The following is a 15,837-nucleotide window of genomic DNA, read 5'->3' on the forward strand; positions in this document are numbered from 1 at the left end:
AGATTCATGCGCAGTAAGTATCTCGCTGCCATGCTGATTGCCACCGGTTTGCCGGTGGTATCGGCAGCGGCCGAGGAAGGCACCAGCGAAGCGAGCAAGTGGTCCGGGGATGTGTCTCTTGGTCTGCTGTTCAAGCGCGGTAACACGGATTCCGATTCGGTGAATGCCCACGTTAACGCAAGCCGTGACAGCGCTTTCTGGCGTCACCATTTCAAGGCGGACGCCAACAACGAGAAAGAGCGCGATCCGGATACGGAAGAATACAACCGTACCGACGAGAACTACTTTGCCTCCTACAAGCTGGATCGCAAGCTGGGCGAGGAATCCCGCAATTACCTGTTCAATGTGGTCACCTACGAGAAAGACAATTTCTCCGGTTTTCACTACCAGGCCAGCTACGCCATCGGTTTGGGGCGTCGCTTTATCGAAAATGAAACACATGTCCTCGATCTGGAAGCCGGTCCCGGTTATCGCGTCCAGTGTCTGGAGCCGGAAGACTCCTATGGCGACTGTGCCAATACGGAAGAAAGCGCCATCGCTCGTCTGGCTTTGAAGTATAGCTGGCAGATCAGCGAAAACGCGGAGTTCAAGGAAGAAATCAGTAGTGAAGTCGGCGAAGATTCCACCAGCACCCGGATGGAAACGTCCCTGACCAGCAAGATCAACAGCCACTTCTCACTGCGGCTGCGTCATCTTCTGGAGCATGAATCCAAGGTGCCGGCAGGTACCAAGGAATCGGATCATCAGGTGTCAGTGGGCCTAGTTTATACCTTTAAGTAACAGAATAAGAGCAGCAGGCTTCACGCTGCAGGCACCACGGAAAGCCCGCCTCAATGAGGCGGGCTTTTTTGTGGGCTGTTGACGGAAAGGTGAACGCTTTCTAGTGCGTAGGGTGGATTAGCCCGAAGGACGTAATCCACCAGAAGACCTTATCGGCATGTCGGAGAATTAGATATCGGAGCGTTACGTTTTTTTGCCTCGCCCTACGCAGAGGAAGTTCAGACACAAAAAAGGGGAGCCGAAGCTCCCCTTTTTCCTGATCCTGATACCGATCAGCCTTCTTTCAGGGCGGTGGTGATATCCAGCACCGCACCTTTGCCGTCGCCGAACAACATCAGGGTGTTGTCCTTGGCGAACAGCGGGTTGGGCAGGCCGGCAAAACCGGCGCTCAGGGAGCGTTTTACCACAACCACGGTCTTGGCTTTGTCCACGTTAAGGATGGGCATGCCGTAAATCGGGCTGCCTTTGTCTTCGCGGGCCATGGGGTTGGTTACGTCGTTGGCGCCCAGCACGATGGCTACGTCGGTCTGCTCGAAGGTAGGATTGATGGTATCCATGTCCTTGAGCTTGTCGTAGGGCACTTCGGCTTCCGCCAGCAGTACGTTCATGTGACCGGGCATACGGCCAGCAACTGGGTGGATGGCGTATTCGACTTCGATACCCATCGCTTCCATGGTGTCCGCCATTTCGCGGACCGCATGCTGAGCCTGAGCCATGGCCAGGCCAAAGCCGGGCACGATGACAACGCGGCGTGCGGTTTCCAGCATCATGGCAACTTCGTCTGCAGAGGTAGACTTCACCTTGCCAGCATAGACTTCGTCTTCATCCATGGCTTCGCCGGCTTCCGCCATCACACCGAACAAAACGTTGGTGAGGGAGCGGTTCATGGCTTTACACATGATGCTGGTCAGGATCAGACCAGACGCACCGACCAGGGAACCGGTGATGATCAAGGCACTGTTGCCCATCACGAAACCGGCAGCGGAGGCTGCTACGCCAGAGTAGGAGTTCAGCAGGGCGATAACCACCGGCATGTCTGCACCACCAATTGGCAGCACCAGCAACAGGCCAAGAACCATGGCAGCAGCTACCAGACCCCAGAACACCATCTCATTGCCCGGATTGGCAACCAGGTAGCCGATACCGACAATGGAGCCGATGAACAGGACAGCATTGACCAGCTTCATGCCGGGGAAGCCCATTGGCTTGCCGTCGATCAGTTCCTGCAGCTTGGCGAACGCGACCAGAGAGCCGGTCAGGGTGACCGCACCGATCAATACGGCGGCGCCGGTAGCGATGATGGACACCGTATCGTTGGCAGAGCCGCGGAAAAACTCGGCTGAAGCCACGGAAAAGGACGCACCACCACCAAAACCGTTGAGCAGAGCGATCATCTGCGGCATGGCAGTCATCTGCACCTTCTTGGCCATAACGGCGCCAATCAGGCCACCGACCACTACGCCGGCAATGATGACTTCATAGGTAACAATATGCTCGTTGAGCAGGGTAACCACGGCGGCAACACCCATACCGGCAGCAGCCAGCAGGTTCCCGCGCACGGCAGTTTTCGGCTTGGTCAGCCCCTTGATGCCCACCACAAACAGGCAGGCGGCGATCAAGTAGGCGATATCAATCCAGTTCTGCATGAATTACTTCCTCTTGAACATCGCCAGCATTCGATTGGTGACCATGAAGCCGCCAATCACGTTGATGGTGGCCAGCACCACAGCGATAAAGCCCAGCACGTTGATCAGCATGCCGGAGTCGGAACCGGCGGCGATCAAGGCGCCCACCACGGTAATGCCGGAAATCGCGTTGGAACCGGACATCAGTGGGGTGTGCAGGGTGGGCGGAACCTTGGTGATCAGTTCCACACCGAGGAAGATCGCCAGCACAAACAGGGTTAGTTGGGCTACGAAATCCATTATTTCTCCTCCTCCTTGGTGGCGTCGGAGTCCGCATCGGCGGATTCGTCTGCCTCGGGCTCAGGTTTAGCCAGAGCGGGCAGGCCGAGCAGGTCGCGCAAGCGAGCCTGTGGGACGTCGCCATTGTGGCTGACCACGGTTTCGGCAACGATCTCGTCTTCGAAGTCCAGTTGCAGATCGCCGTTGTCGTCCAGCAGCAGGTTAAGCAGGTTTTCCATGTTTTTGCCGAACATCTGGCTGGCATGGAATGCCACGGAGGAGGGTACGTTCTCCGGGCCGACGATGGTGACGCCGTGCTTAACAACGGTTTTGCCGGATTCGGTCAGATCACAGTTGCCGCCACGTTCTGCAGCCAGATCCACGATAATGGAGCCGGGTTTCATGGCCTTGACCATGTCTTCGGTGACCAGAATCGGGCTTTTGGCGCCGGGAACGGCAGCGGTAGTGATCACCACATCCATTTCCTTGATGACTTCTGTCATCAGCTCGCGCTGACGCTTGAGGAAGTCTTCGCCCTGAGCCTTGGCATAACCGCCTGAACCTTCGGCTTCACCGGTATCCAGGTCCAGCTCGACCGGCTTGGCGCCAACAGACAGGATCTGTTCGCGGGCAGCGGGCCTAACGTCATAGGCTTCGACCACGGCACCCAGGCGCTTGGCGGTAGCACAGGCCTGCAGGCCTGCCACACCAGCACCCATTACGAACACGCGGGAGGCGTTCATGGTACCGGCAGCGGTCATGTTCATGGGGAACATGCGCTGGGATTCGTTGGCGGCCAACAGGACGCATTTGTAACCGGCAATCATCGCCATGGAAGAGAGAACATCCATGGCCTGGGCGCGGGTGATCCGCGGCACCAGTTCCAGAGCCAGGCCAGTGACTTTCTTGTCAGCCAGGGTCTGGGCAAATTGCGGGTTGGCCAGTGGATCGGTCATGCCGATAACGATCTGGCCTTGCTTGAATTTCTCCAGATCTTCATTGCCGTTCTGGGTGTTGCTGCCAGGCGTTTGCACCTGCAGTACCACCTGAGCGGAAGCGAAGATTTCGTCGCGATCAACCAGTTTGGCGCCGGCAGCTTCAAACGTGCTGTCCGGGTACCCGGCTATATCACCGGCACCACGCTCGATGATGATCTCGACACCTTGTTTTTTCAGCAGTGCGCTGACATTGGCAGGCGTTATAGCAACGCGCTGCTCGCCAGGGCAGATTTCCTTGGGAACACCGATAATCACCTGCGTTACCCCCGTCTGTGGTTCGCAAATAATCGGCTATCAGGGCGGCAGAGTTGGCAACCCAGCGCCTGAAAGCCTCGTTAAACGGTCGCTTCGTGGGAGCCGACCGACAAGAGCCTGTCTCAGGCCCTTGCGTCCCGAGTGTGCTGGAAACGAGGTGGCCGGCTGGCCGTTACTGTCATCCATCACACTGCGAAGGTCGAATACCGCCGGTGGACCCGATACTGCAATCTTTGCAGTGAGGCAAACCGGAGCACGATCTCCGTCGGTGGCGCAAAGGCCTGAAACAGGCTCTCAGCAGGGTGCTAACCTTATTGTGGCTATGCCACCTTGGCAAATGACAATTCGTTATCGCACCGATAAGCGGGTGATAAACCCGCATTTTTGTCACTTTCTGAGCAATTAATCTACCGGACTGATGGTTTTTTGATCAACCAGGATCACGTCAGCTTCTTCCTGCATGTGAATAAAGGGCTCAAGAATCGTGTTGCCCCGTACTTCCGCTTCAATAACGTGCAAAAAGGTGTAGGCGCCGAGCAGCTTGCGGGCCAGGAAGATAAATTCCTTGGGCGGCACGTCAAAGTGCAGTGACAAGGCATTGCGGCTGGCGCGATTCATGACCCGATTGGGCAAGTCGCTGTTGCCCCAGCAGTATTCCCCTTTGTCATTGAGCACTTCTGCCGGTGGTGGATAGCGGTCCGGGTCCTGCAGCACTTCAATGGCTTCAAAGCACAGCGAACAAAAATCATCCAGCAGCCGGCGCGGGGCGCCACGAGCCAGAAAATCCAGGGCGTTAAGGGCGCGCACCAGGCGGTCGCCGTCGTGATGGAAGGAGGCGCGAATCATTTCCCGGCCCGGGCCCAGCACCTCGTTATCAAAGTCACGAATGGCGCCGAAATCCAGCAGTACGATCTGGTCGTTTTCCGGACTGTCACCAAAACGCAGCAAATAGTTACCGAAATTCGGGTCGGTCTGCATCTTGTTCCATTCGAATACTTCCCGGCAGCACAGCTCCATGATGGCGCGACCGATAAAATTGCGCCGCTCCTGGGACAGCTTCAGCACGGATGGGTCCGTGACGCTGATGCCGCGCTCGAAGGTCATGCACATGATGTTGTGGCTGGAGTATTCCGTGACGATTTCCGGCACCACAAAACGGGTATCTTCGGCCAGCACATGTCGGAAATGGCGAGTGGTATGAGCCTCCAGATCGTAATCCACTTCACGCTGCAGCATTTCGCGTACTTCATCGAGCCACAGATTGAATTGCTCGGTCATGGGAACCAGGCGGCTCAGCTTGAGCAGGCGCACCAGAGCGCGCATGTCTGAATCAATAGCATCGGCTACGCCGGGGTACTGGATCTTGAGCACCAGCTCCTTGCCGTCGGATTTGCGGATGGCCTTGTGGACCTGGGCCAGGGAGGCGGCGCCCAACGGGGTTTCCTCGATCTCCAGCTCCGCCATTTTGACTTCGCCGAGCTCTCGCTTGAGGTGGCGCTCAATGGACGGCCACTCCAGGGCGGTCGTCTGGTTTTCCAGCGTATGCAGGGCCGTGGTCACTTCCTCGGGCAGGAAATGCTCGCCGAACAGAGCCATCATCTGGCCAATCTTGACCACAGAGCCTTTCAGCCTGCCCAGTTCATCCACCAGCTCCTGGGCACGGGCGGACAGGTTCTCCTTGCGGCGAGCCTCACGCTGGTCTTTTGGGGTAAAGATGGACCCGGCACTGGCGGTCGCATACTTGGCACCGGCCAGAAATCCGGCCTTGGCCATGGAAAAGCGTCGCTCTACCGAGCCGGTCTTAACCCGTTTTACGGTTTTTCGTGTCATAGTCGCGAAGAAACTCCGTTTGCCATCCTGAACGCCGGTGGCATTCTAGCCGGTATTGAATACCGGGTCATTGATGTACCGAAAGTCACGGTTCGATTTTGTTTGTATCTGGAGAGGTAAGTCAGCATGGGAAGAACCTGGGTGTTGTTGCGGGGCCTGGTTCGTGAGCAGAGGCACTGGGAGAACTTTCCCGAGCAGTTTCAGGCCAGTGTGCCACAGGATCAGGTGGTAACGGTGGATTTGCCAGGAAATGGTCGTTTCTGCAAGGACCGGAGCCCCACGCGGGTTGCTGCAATGGTCTCGCATCTTCGTGAACAGCTGGCCGCGCAGGGCCATCAGGGGCCTTATCACTTGGTGGCCCTGTCACTGGGGGGCATGGTGGCGGTGCAGTGGCTGTGCCAGGCACCACGTGAGGTGGCTTTTGCGGGCCTGATCAACACCAGTGCCAGCCGCTACAGTCCGTTCTGGCGACGCTTGCGGCCGGCGAATTACCGGCGCCTGTTGAGCGACGCGGTGTTCAGCCGTGACCGGTTGCGCAAGGAAACGGCCATCCTGGAAATTACCTCCAATCTGCGCGAGCAGGCCTTTCTTCATCAACTGGCGCAAGCCTGGTCCGACTATGCCCGCGAACAGCCCGTGTCGTTGCGCAACAGCCTGAGACAGCTACTGGCTGCCATGCGTTTTCGCGCTCCGGCTGCATTGCCGGAGAGCGTGCCCGTGCTGATTATTAATGGGGCAGGGGACCGCCTGGTCAGCCCGGCATGCTCACAGACCCTGGCCCAGGCCTGGGACCTGCCCATGAAATCCCACCCCCAGGCGGGTCACGACCTTCCCCTGGATGCCCCGCAGTGGCTGATCAACACCCTGATCGAAGGGGTAACAGATTTCGCTGTTTAGTGTGTTGACCGTTTTACCCGGTGCGCCTAGCGTTATCATAGAACCCATGAGTTCTGTGATAACAAGAAACGCGAGGTAATGATGGCAACACCGCAGGAACTGACCCGCTTCGAGCGAGGACCACAGAGCCCCCGGGAAAGGGTCTGGTGGGACCGCTATTCCCATGAACGACTGAATACCTGGCGGCAGGTGCAAGATCCGCTGGCGGACTGCTGTGCGGCACAGATCAAGTTCACTCGTCCTTCCGGTCTGCTGGAGGAAGTAGAAAGGCGGGCCAGGGAAGAGGGTGGTGACTTCCAGGCCTTTCTGGATCATTGCCATACAGTGCCACCCTGGGTGGATTTCGACGCCATGGAGCTGGGTCGGCGCATGTACCGGCGAAATGGTGCACTGCAGGGCCTGGTGCTGATGTGTTCAAGCCTTGTTGAGGGCTACGCGCACAACAAGCCCTCCCAGGTGCTGGTGGCAACCGGTCGCTTGCAGAAAGACGTTTCCCGCAGGATTTACGAAACCGGACAGATGCTTCACAACATCGTTGGCGACGACGGCATCCGCCCCGGTAGCTTGGGCCACCGTACGCTGATGGAGGTGCGGCTGTTGCATGCGGCAGTTCGCCAGTTTCTAGCCAGCAATCCCCGTTGGGACAATGCCAAATACGACCTGCCAATCAATCAGGAAGACATGGCTGGCACCATCCTGGAGTTCGATTTCATGGTGGTTCGGGGGCTCAAGCGTCTCGGCCTGCAGATCAGTCGTCATGAGCATGAATCCATGCACTATTTCTGGCGTTATGCGGGCTACCTGCTCGGCGTCGACGAGGCATTGCTGACAACCACACTGGAAGAGCAGGAAATCCTCGCCATGCAGTTGACTTCGCATCTGTACGAGCCTACTGCAGACAGCGAGTCTCTTGCCAAGGCGCTATTGCGCGACATGGCAGGCAAGCCGCCGTTCAACTTGTCCTATGAGGTATTGCTGGGCTTCAGCCGCTATCTTATCGGTGACAAGGTGGCGGATGATCTCAACATCAACAGCAGTGTTCCGGCTGCCACAGCAGTGAGAGTGGTAAAGACCGCTGTCAGTGCTGCCAGTTTTGGAGTGCGGCTTCTGCCGGACCCGGCCAAGCGGGCCCTGGAAAATCTGAATCACCAACTGGGTCGACGAACGCTCAAAGCCGGGCTGGGGGACAACCCGGCCCGCTGGGGTTTCAAGGCGCTGGCCTGAAAAATAAAAAACCGGCTTTCGCCGGTTTTTTATTGCAGCAGCCAAGGTCAGCCCTGACGGGCCACCTGGTTCTCTCGTATCAGGTTCATGTAGTCCACCAGAATCTCCCCGGTTTCCCTAACATAGGGGTCTTCGTCGATAGACTCATCGTCACTTTCCGGGTCCAGCGCCCGCTGTTCCTCCAGATCACGCAGTTCCTTGATACTGCCCAGCGGCTCTTCATCGCGGGATTTGCGGCGGCTGTTCTCAATGGCAAGGCGTTCACTGTCGAGCGCTTTCTGTGTTGCCGTGCGGTTTTTCTCATTCAGAGACAGCTCGATACGGTTGCGATTCTCCTCCAGGAGCTTGCGCAGCGACTCCACGTAGATGAACTCCGGGTCCTTATCAATACGGCTGGAGTGCTTTTCACGTAACTGAGGCAGATAAGGGACAATATCACTTACCCGCTGGTATTTTGCCGAATCGATCTCGTCCCAGGGCAGGGCATTGGGCAGGGAGCTTTCGCCCACCTCATCCTTGTCGATAAGAGAAGGCATATCCACGTCAGGCACGATGCCCAGGTTCTGGTTACTGGAACCGGAAACCCGGTAAAACTTGGCATTGGTCATCTTCAGCTTGCCGTGATTCAGATCCAGCAAGGTCTGTACAGTACCTTTGCCGTAGGTCTGGTCGCCAACAATCAGGGCGCGGCCATAATCCTGCATGGCGCCGGCGAAAATCTCCGAGGCGGAAGCACTGAAACGGTTGACCATTACCGCCATGGGGCCGGCATAGAGCACCCCGGGAAATTTATCGCCTTCAATGCTGACGCGACCACTGGACTCGCGCACCTGTACGGTGGGGCCTCGATTGATAAACAGACTGACCAGTTTGTTCACCTCCAGCAGGGAGCCACCGCCATTGTTACGCAGATCAATCACCAGGCCGTCGATGTTTTCCTTGCGTAATTCCACCAACAGTTTGGCTACATCACTGGTGGTGCTGGTGTAATTGGGATCGCCCCGGTGGAAGGCGGCAAAATCCAGGTAAAACGCCGGGATTTCGATAATGCCCAGTTTCATGGCTTCGCCATCACGCTGGATGGTAATCACATCCTTCTTGGCCGCCTGTTCCTCCAGCACCACCTTGTTGCGCTCAATGGTGATAGTGCGGGTGTCGTGTTCGCTGGCGCTGCCGGCAGGGATGATCTCCAGATTAACCTTGGTGCCCTTGGGGCCACGGATCTGATCCACTACTTCGTCCAGGCGCAGGCCGATCACCGGTTCTGGCGCCTCGCCATCCTGGGAAACACCGACAATCCGATCCGCCGGTTTCAACTGACCGCTTTTGGCAGCAGGGCCACCGGGAACCAGACGCACCACCTTGGTATAACCGTCTTCGTATTGCAGCACCGCCCCGATACCTTCCAGGGAGCGGCTCATGCTGATGTCGAAATTTTCCGAGTTATGCGGTGTGAAGTAGTTGGTATGCGGATCAAAGGTCTGTGTCAGGGCATTGATGTAGACCTGAAATACATCCTCTGGCGTGTTCTGGTTAATTCGTTTGAGCTGGCTTTCATAGCGACGGGTCAACCGCGTGCGAATATCGTCCAGTGAGCTGTCATTGAGCCGCATGGAGAGCACCGCATTTTTCAGCTGTCGTTGCCAGATGGCATCCAGCGCCGCCTCGTCCGCTGCCCAGGGTGCTTCGCCGCGATCCACCAGTACGGTTTCTTCATCGTCGAAGGTCAGCGATTCCAGGTCATTCTCGATGGTGTCGAGCAATTTCTCCAGGCGGGTTTCCAGGCGTTCCTGGAAGCGATTGAAGATGGTGTAACCGGCTTCCAGTTGGCCATCGCTTAACTGGTCATCGAGTTTGTTGCGGTAACGCTCGAATTCACGAATGTCGCTGGCGAGGAAATACTGGCGATTAGGGTCCAGATCTTCGAGATAGCTGTCCAGAACCTGGCTGGACAGGGAGTTGTCGAACTCCAGCCGCCGATAGTGGTGCTTCAAGTTGGCAGCAATTTCCGCGGCGGCATCCAGCTGGTCGCTGGTGGGTTTCAGGTCACCCTGAACCTCCGGCTCGGAACGAAGGCCACTCACTCCCTGAATGGCGCCCCCCAGCAGGACCAGTGCCAGTGCCAGAGGGAAGAACTTACGAACTAGTGACATGCTGTTTCTCAAACGGTTTACCTGCAGTATAGACGACGGCCCGAAAGCGGTCATTCGCGGTTGAATTCCTCTATAACCTGTAGACTACCGTGAAAGCGCGAAGTTGCACTGTCATAAAAGTCGCCAAATTACGGATTTTCAACAAATTACCACGACCCTAGCTTACGGGGGATGCTTTGCACAGACTGTTCAGCCTGTTTTTCCTTGCGGGTATCGCCGGAGCGGTGATCCAGCTCATTGGTGGTGACATGGCGGCGCCAGGGCGCTTGATCAATGCCCTTTGGTCGGCGGCAGATCTGGCCGTGGAGGTCAGCCTGGGGCTGATCGGGGTGCTGGCACTGTGGAGCGGGCTATTCAAGATGGCTGAGGCCAGCAACCTGGCGGCGCGATTGTCGTCCTGGGTAGAGCCGGTGCTGGCTCGCCTGATGCCGGGGGTCCGGCACACTCCGCAAGCATCTGCACCGGTTTCCATGAACCTGGCCGCTAACATGCTGGGGCTGGACAATGCCGCCACACCGCTTGGGCTCAAGGCCATGGAGCGCCTCCAGCAGGGCAATCCGCAACCGGCACGGGCCACGGATAGCCAGATCATGTTCCTGGTGCTCAACACCTCGTCGGTGACGCTGGTGCCGGTGACGGTGCTGATGTTCCGGGCCCAGCAGGGTGCTAGCGACCCGGCTGCTGTCTATCTGCCTTTGCTGATGGCCACCACGGTATCCACTCTGGTGGGCATTCTGGTTACCGCTCGGGTCCAGCGTATTTCCCTGCGCGATCCATTGTTGCTGGTGGTGGCCGGTATCTGGCTGGCCATGCTGGCCGTGCTGGGGATCATTATCTGGTTGGCGCCCACGGAGCTTGCCAATACGCTCTCCAGCCTGCTCGGCAACGGCATTCTGCTGCTGGTGTTGAGCGCCTTCTTTATTGCCGCCTGGCGGGGTGGGGTAGATAGCTACGACACCTTTGTGGAGGGCGCCAAAGAGGGCTTCACCCTGGCGGTAAGGCTGATCCCCTACCTGGTGGCCATGCTGGCGGCCATTGCCATGCTGAGAGCGGGCGGTGTGCTGGATCTGTTTCTGGATGGTATTCGCTTTGGCGCCGCCGCGATCGGCTGGGATACCCGTTTTGTGGACGCACTGCCGGTGGCCTTTCTCAAGCCGCTTAGCGGCTCCGGGGCCCGGGCGGCCATGGTGGATGTGATGCAGACTCAGGGTGTGGATTCCCTGGCCGCACGCATGGCCGCAGTGATGCAGGGCTCCACGGAGACCACCTTCTATGTTCTGGCGGTGTACTTCGGCAGCGTGGGAATTCGTGATTTCCGCTATGCCCTGTGGTGCGGTCTGGCCGCGGATGCGGCGGGACTGATCGCGGCCATTCTGCTCAGTTACGCGTTCTGGGGCTGATCCCGGTGAAGATTCTGCGAAACGTCAGATTGAGACGTTCACCCTGAACCCGTTGTCGGCGCGGCAGCGCATGCTGGAATTGCTGCTGCACCTGCGGGCTCATCAGTAGCAGACTGTTATCCGGTAGTGCCAGCGAGAAACACTGGCGACCTCCACCACGAGGGCGAAACACGAAATCTCGTTCTGCTCCCAGGCTGTAGGAGGCAATCCAGGGCTCCGGGCCAAGCTCGGGCTCGTCGTCACTGTGATAGCCCATGCAATCCTTGCCGTTGCGATAGCGATTGGCGAGCACCGAGTTAAACCGTTGCCCACACAATTCGCTCACCGCATCGCGCACGGGCTTCAACACGTCCGGCCAGCCGTCCGCCACATGCTGGTGACCGGAGTAACGATAGGGAATGCCCGCATCGCCATGCCAGGCGGTGAGCCGTGGTACGGTATGATAACGACCAAATACCTGAATCTGCGGCTGCTGCCAGTCCAGAGCTGCATTCAGATCTGCTTGTAATGACCGGTGCTGCGCAGCGGGCAGGGCATGACGCCAAAGCCATAACCTGGCCTTACCGGCCAGGATAATCGTTTCCGGCTTTTTCATGCCGGCTGCAGACCTGGAATCGTTGACAGTCATAAGCTCCGTGCTATATCAAATTGCTGCCGGTATCTTGCCGGCAATGGTGATCAGGGAAACATCATGCTGCATATCTTCCGCATCGAAAACGGTGTCCTGCGTGAAAAGGACACGGAAACCATCCTGCCCACTCTGGCTGATGATGCCAGCTGGATCGATCTGGTGGACTCGGAGGAAAACGAGCGCGAGCTGGTGCAGCAATTCCTGGAAGCGGAACTGCCGGCCTCCGATGACATGGAAGAAATCGAAGCGTCCGCCCGTTTCTTCAGCGACGAGCAGGGGCTGCATGTCCACTCCCTGTTTCTGTTCCAGTCTGAGGGGCGTGCGCGCACCTCAACGGTGGCTTTTGTGGTTCAGGAAGGCCGGCTGCTGTCTTTCCGCGATTCACGCTTACCGGATTTTCGACTATTGCGGCTACGGGTGCGTCGCGGCTGGGTCAAGGCTCAACAGCCCATTGATATCCTGCTGAGCATTCTCGAGCAAAAGGTGGAGAACCTGGCTGATGCCCTGGAGGATGTGCACCGTGATCTGGAACAAGTGGGTTACAGCGTGCTGGAGGAGGAAAACGGGGAGCTGGAAGACGATATTGAAAAACTGGCCCGGCTGGAGGATACCAACGGCAAGATTCGCCTGTGCCTGATGGATACCCAGCGTTCTATTTCCTTTATTCAGCGCTATGTCCGCACCGACAAGGTTCGCCGTCGCACCTGTGCCGAGGTGCAGCATGACCTGGACACATTGATGTCGCACACCACCTTCCTGTTCGACAAAATCAACTTCCTGATGGATGCAGCGCAAGGGTTCATCAATATCCAGCAGAACCAGATCATCAAGATCTTTTCCATTGCCGCGGTGGTGTTCCTGCCACCTACCATGATTGCCAGTATCTACGGCATGAACTTTGAGATCATGCCGGAGCTGGACATGGCTTATGGCTACCCCATGGCAATATGCCTGATGCTGCTATCCGGCATGACGCCTTACTGGTTTTTCAAGCGTAAAGGGTGGCTGTGAAAGGCAGTTAACAGTTAATAGTGAATAGTTAACAGCGGAAAACCCCTCGGCGGAGCGCCTGGTAGGAGCATCGCTTGAGATGCGAATGGACTGAGCAGGAGGCGAGTAACGAGTCGCGAAAACCAAAACCATAGCGCCGGTTTGCTTTTCACCTTTTGACACTCACTGCTCGCCTGGCCTGGCGCAATCAGGTCTTGTGCCAGCCTTGATCGGTTTCTTCGGCTTTGCCATCTTCGGCCAGCTTGATCAGGTGGGCTTGCAGAGAGAATTGGGCCACGCCGTGCAGGAATTCGGGCACGTCGTCGTAGACCACCTTCACCAAGACCGCCAGGGTTTGCGGAACACCTGAGAGGCCTTCCAGCACCTTGTCTTCGCGTTTCTGGCGGTGCGCCAGCGTATGGGTCAGGGTCTCTTCCGGGTCGCTGATCAGATCACCGTGGCCTGGGGCCATCACCATGATGCCGCGCTGCTGCAGTTTGCGCAGGGACGCAAAGTAAGCCTGCATGGAACCGGAGGGTGGGGCGATCACGACTGTTGAGCCCTGGATCAGGTGGTCGCCGGTAAACAGCAGACCATCATCACTGAGGTAGCACAGGTGATTGCCCACATGGCCCGGGGTCTCGATCACCTGTAGTGAAACGCCGCCGCAATCCACCCGGTCTCCCTCGCCCAACAGACGGTCTGACTGCCAGCTTTCATCCTGCAGACCGTCGTCGGGTACCGAAGGCCCCAGGCAACGGGCGCCGGTGGCTGCCACCAACGCCAGAGCGCCGGGGGAATGGTCTCGATGGGTATGGGTGACCACCACCTGGTCGATGGGTTTTCCCAGGGTGCGGGCGGCCTGCAGGAGTGCCTGCAGGTGTTCCTGATCCTCGGGGCCGGGATCAATGACAGTCAGGCTATCCTTGCCAAACAGATAACTGTTGGTGCCTGGCCCGGTCATCATGCCCGGGTTACGCGCCAGAACCCGCCAGGCATTATCGCCAATCGGGGTAAGCTGGCCGGGAATCAGTGATGCCATAATGACTCCTGGGAGTTTGGAGGGCGCATTGTGACGATTCACCCGGCAGGATGCCAGTCTACGACTCCGGGTAGGCCAGCTTGTCGATCGCTTCCAGTTCCCAGCGATCCACCGGGGTGTCTTCTTTCGGGTGACGACTGACAACCGCAAAGGGGTAATCCTGACCAGCGGGCAGATACATTTGCACATCAATGGTCTGCTGGTAGATCACCGTGCAGTCATTCTCTGCCTTCGGGCATGACAGGGCACGGGCCTGAAGCGTTACCGCTGCCACATTCATCTCACTGCGATTGGCCAGATTGCCGGTAAGGCGCACGCCGGATTCAGAGGCAAGGAATTCTTTCAGCGTTACCTGGATACCATCCGGAGGCAGGCGCACCTGATCGTCACGGCCGCCTTGCCAGACACCGATGCCGAGCACCATCAGGCTGGCCAATACCAGGCTCAGCACCAGATAAAACGGCCGACGGCCCCATTGCCAGCTACCCCAGAGCAGAACGGTAACCGCGATAATGACAGTCAATACCAGTAATAGGCGCATTTATTCTCCAGAATTGCAGACCTCGCTCCCTCTGATTCATATAATCCCGGGAGTCATATGTAAAGGAGTAGGCCATGCTGATTGTTGTATCGCCAGCAAAAACCCTGGATTACGAGAGCGAATTGCCAGCACTGAAAACCACCCAGCCCCGATTGCTGGATGATAGCGACGTGTTGATCGAGCGGGCTCGCCAGCTCTCCCCGGCGGATGTCAGCAGCCTGATGAGTGTCAGTGACAAGATCGCGCACTTGAATGTGGAGCGGTTTGCCCAGTGGCAGCGGCCCTTCACAAAGAACAATGCTCGACCCGCAGCGTTTGCCTTCAAGGGCGATGTCTATACCGGCCTGGAAATCGGTACCTTCACTGACAACCAGCTCAAGGAAGCCCAGACGTCTTTCCGCATGCTGTCAGGACTGTATGGCGTGCTACGCCCGCTTGACCTGATGCAACCCTACCGGCTGGAAATGGGCACAAAACTGGATAACCCCCGCGGCAAGGACCTCTATACGTTCTGGGGCGACATTATCACCGAACAGCTCAACAAGGATATGAAAGCGGCGAAAACCGACGTGCTCGTCAACCTGGCATCCAATGAGTATTTCAAGTCGGTGAACAAGAAAGGGATCAATGGCCGCATTGTTGAACCGGTTTTCCAGGATGAGAAAAACGGCAAGTACAAGGTGATCAGCTTTTACGCCAAAAAGGCGCGTGGCCTGATGGCGGCGTGGGTTATCAAGAAGGGCATCAAGGACCCGGACAAACTGAAGAATTTCGATGTGGCGGGATATCGTTTCGCTGCAGAGTTGTCGAGCCCGGACAAGCCGGTGTTTCGTCGGGCCGAGCAGTAGAGCTGCGCAGGAGCGCCGCTGGTGGCGCTCCTGAAACAGGGGTTAGTCTCTATCTTCGAATTCGCTGCGGGCGGCAAGCAGGCCGGTTTTCAGGCCATCCCATGCCAGTTCCACGCCGGCTTTTATGTCATCCCAGGCATCTTCGCCGTGGGACTCCAGTTTTTCCAGTTTTGCTTCCAGCTCGTCGCGACGATCCTGAATCTCGGCGATTTTCTGCTTCGCCTCGCTACGCCACTCTTCGCGCTTGTCTCCCAACCGGGCGGTCAGCCGATCCAGCTGATAATCCCAGTCTTCCAGTTTCTGGCGAATGTTGTCGGCAAAATCCTTCTTGTCTGTCATTACGT

15 protein-coding genes are annotated in these 15,837 nt (G+C 57.5%); 6 read left to right on the forward strand and 9 right to left on the reverse strand.

The annotated features are described in order from the left end of the window. The first annotated feature begins 6 nt into the window (after positions 1-6). Entirely contained in the window at positions 7-780 is a 774-nt protein-coding gene (locus Q0Y02_RS02070; protein WP_297763686.1) for a DUF481 domain-containing protein, read from the forward strand. Positions 781-1,052: 272 nt separating this feature from the next. Here Q0Y02_RS02070 and Q0Y02_RS02075 read toward each other — a convergent pair whose 3' ends face one another. From Q0Y02_RS02075 to Q0Y02_RS02090, 4 genes are all read right to left on the reverse strand, one after another. Beyond that, positions 1,053-2,426: an NAD(P)(+) transhydrogenase (Re/Si-specific) subunit beta gene (locus Q0Y02_RS02075; RefSeq protein WP_035244441.1), complete on the reverse strand. Its 1,374-nt coding sequence runs from the start codon at positions 2,424-2,426 to the stop codon at positions 1,053-1,055. A gap of 3 nt (positions 2,427-2,429) precedes the next feature. Then, positions 2,430-2,705 carry an NAD(P) transhydrogenase subunit alpha gene (locus tag Q0Y02_RS02080; RefSeq protein WP_035244439.1) on the reverse strand — a complete coding sequence of 92 codons (276 nt, stop codon included), beginning with the start codon at positions 2,703-2,705 and terminating at the stop codon, positions 2,430-2,432. Beyond that, positions 2,705-3,937: a Re/Si-specific NAD(P)(+) transhydrogenase subunit alpha gene (locus Q0Y02_RS02085; RefSeq protein WP_297763691.1), complete on the reverse strand. Its 1,233-nt coding sequence runs from the start codon at positions 3,935-3,937 to the stop codon at positions 2,705-2,707. The genes Q0Y02_RS02080 and Q0Y02_RS02085 overlap by 1 nt, the downstream gene beginning before the upstream one ends. 402 nt (positions 3,938-4,339) lie before the next feature. Continuing rightward, positions 4,340-5,767 carry an AarF/ABC1/UbiB kinase family protein gene (locus Q0Y02_RS02090; RefSeq protein ID WP_297763693.1) on the reverse strand — a complete coding sequence of 476 codons (1,428 nt, stop codon included), beginning with the start codon at positions 5,765-5,767 and terminating at the stop codon, positions 4,340-4,342. A 126-nt stretch (positions 5,768-5,893) separates the two neighbouring features. Between Q0Y02_RS02090 and Q0Y02_RS02095 the strand changes: the two genes are divergently transcribed. Both Q0Y02_RS02095 and Q0Y02_RS02100 read left to right on the forward strand, forming a co-directional pair. Next, positions 5,894-6,664, forward strand: a complete 771-nt coding sequence (locus Q0Y02_RS02095) for an alpha/beta hydrolase (protein ID WP_297763696.1) — start codon at positions 5,894-5,896, stop codon at positions 6,662-6,664. A gap of 78 nt (positions 6,665-6,742) precedes the next feature. Continuing rightward, positions 6,743-7,888 carry an oxygenase MpaB family protein gene (locus Q0Y02_RS02100; RefSeq protein ID WP_297763699.1) on the forward strand — a complete coding sequence of 382 codons (1,146 nt, stop codon included), beginning with the start codon at positions 6,743-6,745 and terminating at the stop codon, positions 7,886-7,888. Between the two features lie 47 nt (positions 7,889-7,935). Here the strand turns inward: Q0Y02_RS02100 and Q0Y02_RS02105 are convergent, their stop codons facing one another. Beyond that, positions 7,936-10,041: a carboxy terminal-processing peptidase gene (locus Q0Y02_RS02105; RefSeq protein WP_297763702.1), complete on the reverse strand. Its 2,106-nt coding sequence runs from the start codon at positions 10,039-10,041 to the stop codon at positions 7,936-7,938. A gap of 176 nt (positions 10,042-10,217) precedes the next feature. Between Q0Y02_RS02105 and Q0Y02_RS02110 the strand changes: the two genes are divergently transcribed. Then, positions 10,218-11,441, forward strand: a complete 1,224-nt coding sequence (locus Q0Y02_RS02110) for a nucleoside recognition domain-containing protein (RefSeq protein ID WP_297763707.1) — start codon at positions 10,218-10,220, stop codon at positions 11,439-11,441. On the opposite strand, the gene Q0Y02_RS02115 is transcribed toward Q0Y02_RS02110, so the two are convergent. Beyond that, positions 11,419-12,036: an alpha-ketoglutarate-dependent dioxygenase AlkB gene (locus Q0Y02_RS02115; RefSeq protein ID WP_297763711.1), complete on the reverse strand. Its 618-nt coding sequence runs from the start codon at positions 12,034-12,036 to the stop codon at positions 11,419-11,421. The two genes, Q0Y02_RS02110 and Q0Y02_RS02115, sit on opposite strands and share 23 nt — an antisense overlap. A 96-nt stretch (positions 12,037-12,132) precedes the next feature. On the opposite strand from Q0Y02_RS02115, the gene corA reads away from it, so the two are divergent. Further along, on the forward strand, positions 12,133-13,083 hold the full coding sequence (gene corA, locus Q0Y02_RS02120) for a magnesium/cobalt transporter CorA (RefSeq protein WP_297763714.1): 951 nt from the start codon (positions 12,133-12,135) through the stop codon (positions 13,081-13,083). 187 nt (positions 13,084-13,270) lie between these two features. Here corA and Q0Y02_RS02125 read toward each other — a convergent pair whose 3' ends face one another. Both Q0Y02_RS02125 and Q0Y02_RS02130 read right to left on the reverse strand, forming a co-directional pair. Further along, entirely contained in the window at positions 13,271-14,104 is an 834-nt protein-coding gene (locus Q0Y02_RS02125) for an MBL fold metallo-hydrolase (protein ID WP_297763717.1), read from the reverse strand. A gap of 58 nt (positions 14,105-14,162) precedes the next feature. After that, positions 14,163-14,645 (reverse strand): hypothetical protein, encoded by a 483-nt coding sequence (locus Q0Y02_RS02130; RefSeq protein WP_297763720.1) that lies wholly within the window; start codon positions 14,643-14,645, stop codon positions 14,163-14,165. Between the two features lie 74 nt (positions 14,646-14,719). Between Q0Y02_RS02130 and yaaA the strand changes: the two genes are divergently transcribed. Next, on the forward strand, positions 14,720-15,493 hold the full coding sequence (gene yaaA / locus Q0Y02_RS02135) for a peroxide stress protein YaaA (RefSeq protein WP_297763723.1): 774 nt from the start codon (positions 14,720-14,722) through the stop codon (positions 15,491-15,493). A gap of 42 nt (positions 15,494-15,535) precedes the next feature. Here the strand turns inward: yaaA and Q0Y02_RS02140 are convergent, their stop codons facing one another. After that, positions 15,536-15,832 (reverse strand): hypothetical protein, encoded by a 297-nt coding sequence (locus Q0Y02_RS02140; protein WP_297763725.1) that lies wholly within the window; start codon positions 15,830-15,832, stop codon positions 15,536-15,538. Positions 15,833-15,837: the final 5 nt, after the last annotated feature.

The organism is uncultured Alcanivorax sp. (assembly GCF_947258575.1).
Classification (GTDB): Bacteria; Pseudomonadota; Gammaproteobacteria; order Pseudomonadales; family Alcanivoracaceae; genus Alcanivorax.

Coding starts and splice junctions, on each gene's coding strand:
- Q0Y02_RS02070 (WP_297763686.1), top strand. CDS start 7: ATGCGCAGTAAGTATCTCGCTGCCATGCTGATTGCCACCGGTTTGCCG.
- Q0Y02_RS02075 (WP_035244441.1), bottom strand. CDS start 2,426: ATGCAGAACTGGATTGATATCGCCTACTTGATCGCCGCCTGCCTGTTT.
- Q0Y02_RS02080 (WP_035244439.1), bottom strand. CDS start 2,705: ATGGATTTCGTAGCCCAACTAACCCTGTTTGTGCTGGCGATCTTCCTC.
- Q0Y02_RS02090 (WP_297763693.1), bottom strand. CDS start 5,767: ATGACACGAAAAACCGTAAAACGGGTTAAGACCGGCTCGGTAGAGCGA.
- Q0Y02_RS02095 (WP_297763696.1), top strand. CDS start 5,894: ATGGGAAGAACCTGGGTGTTGTTGCGGGGCCTGGTTCGTGAGCAGAGG.
- Q0Y02_RS02100 (WP_297763699.1), top strand. CDS start 6,743: ATGATGGCAACACCGCAGGAACTGACCCGCTTCGAGCGAGGACCACAG.
- Q0Y02_RS02105 (WP_297763702.1), bottom strand. CDS start 10,041: ATGTCACTAGTTCGTAAGTTCTTCCCTCTGGCACTGGCACTGGTCCTG.
- Q0Y02_RS02115 (WP_297763711.1), bottom strand. CDS start 12,036: ATGAAAAAGCCGGAAACGATTATCCTGGCCGGTAAGGCCAGGTTATGG.
- corA (WP_297763714.1), top strand. CDS start 12,133: ATGCTGCATATCTTCCGCATCGAAAACGGTGTCCTGCGTGAAAAGGAC.
- Q0Y02_RS02125 (WP_297763717.1), bottom strand. CDS start 14,104: ATGGCATCACTGATTCCCGGCCAGCTTACCCCGATTGGCGATAATGCC.
- Q0Y02_RS02130 (WP_297763720.1), bottom strand. CDS start 14,645: ATGCGCCTATTACTGGTATTGACTGTCATTATCGCGGTTACCGTTCTG.
- yaaA (WP_297763723.1), top strand. CDS start 14,720: ATGCTGATTGTTGTATCGCCAGCAAAAACCCTGGATTACGAGAGCGAA.
- Q0Y02_RS02140 (WP_297763725.1), bottom strand. CDS start 15,832: ATGACAGACAAGAAGGATTTTGCCGACAACATTCGCCAGAAACTGGAA.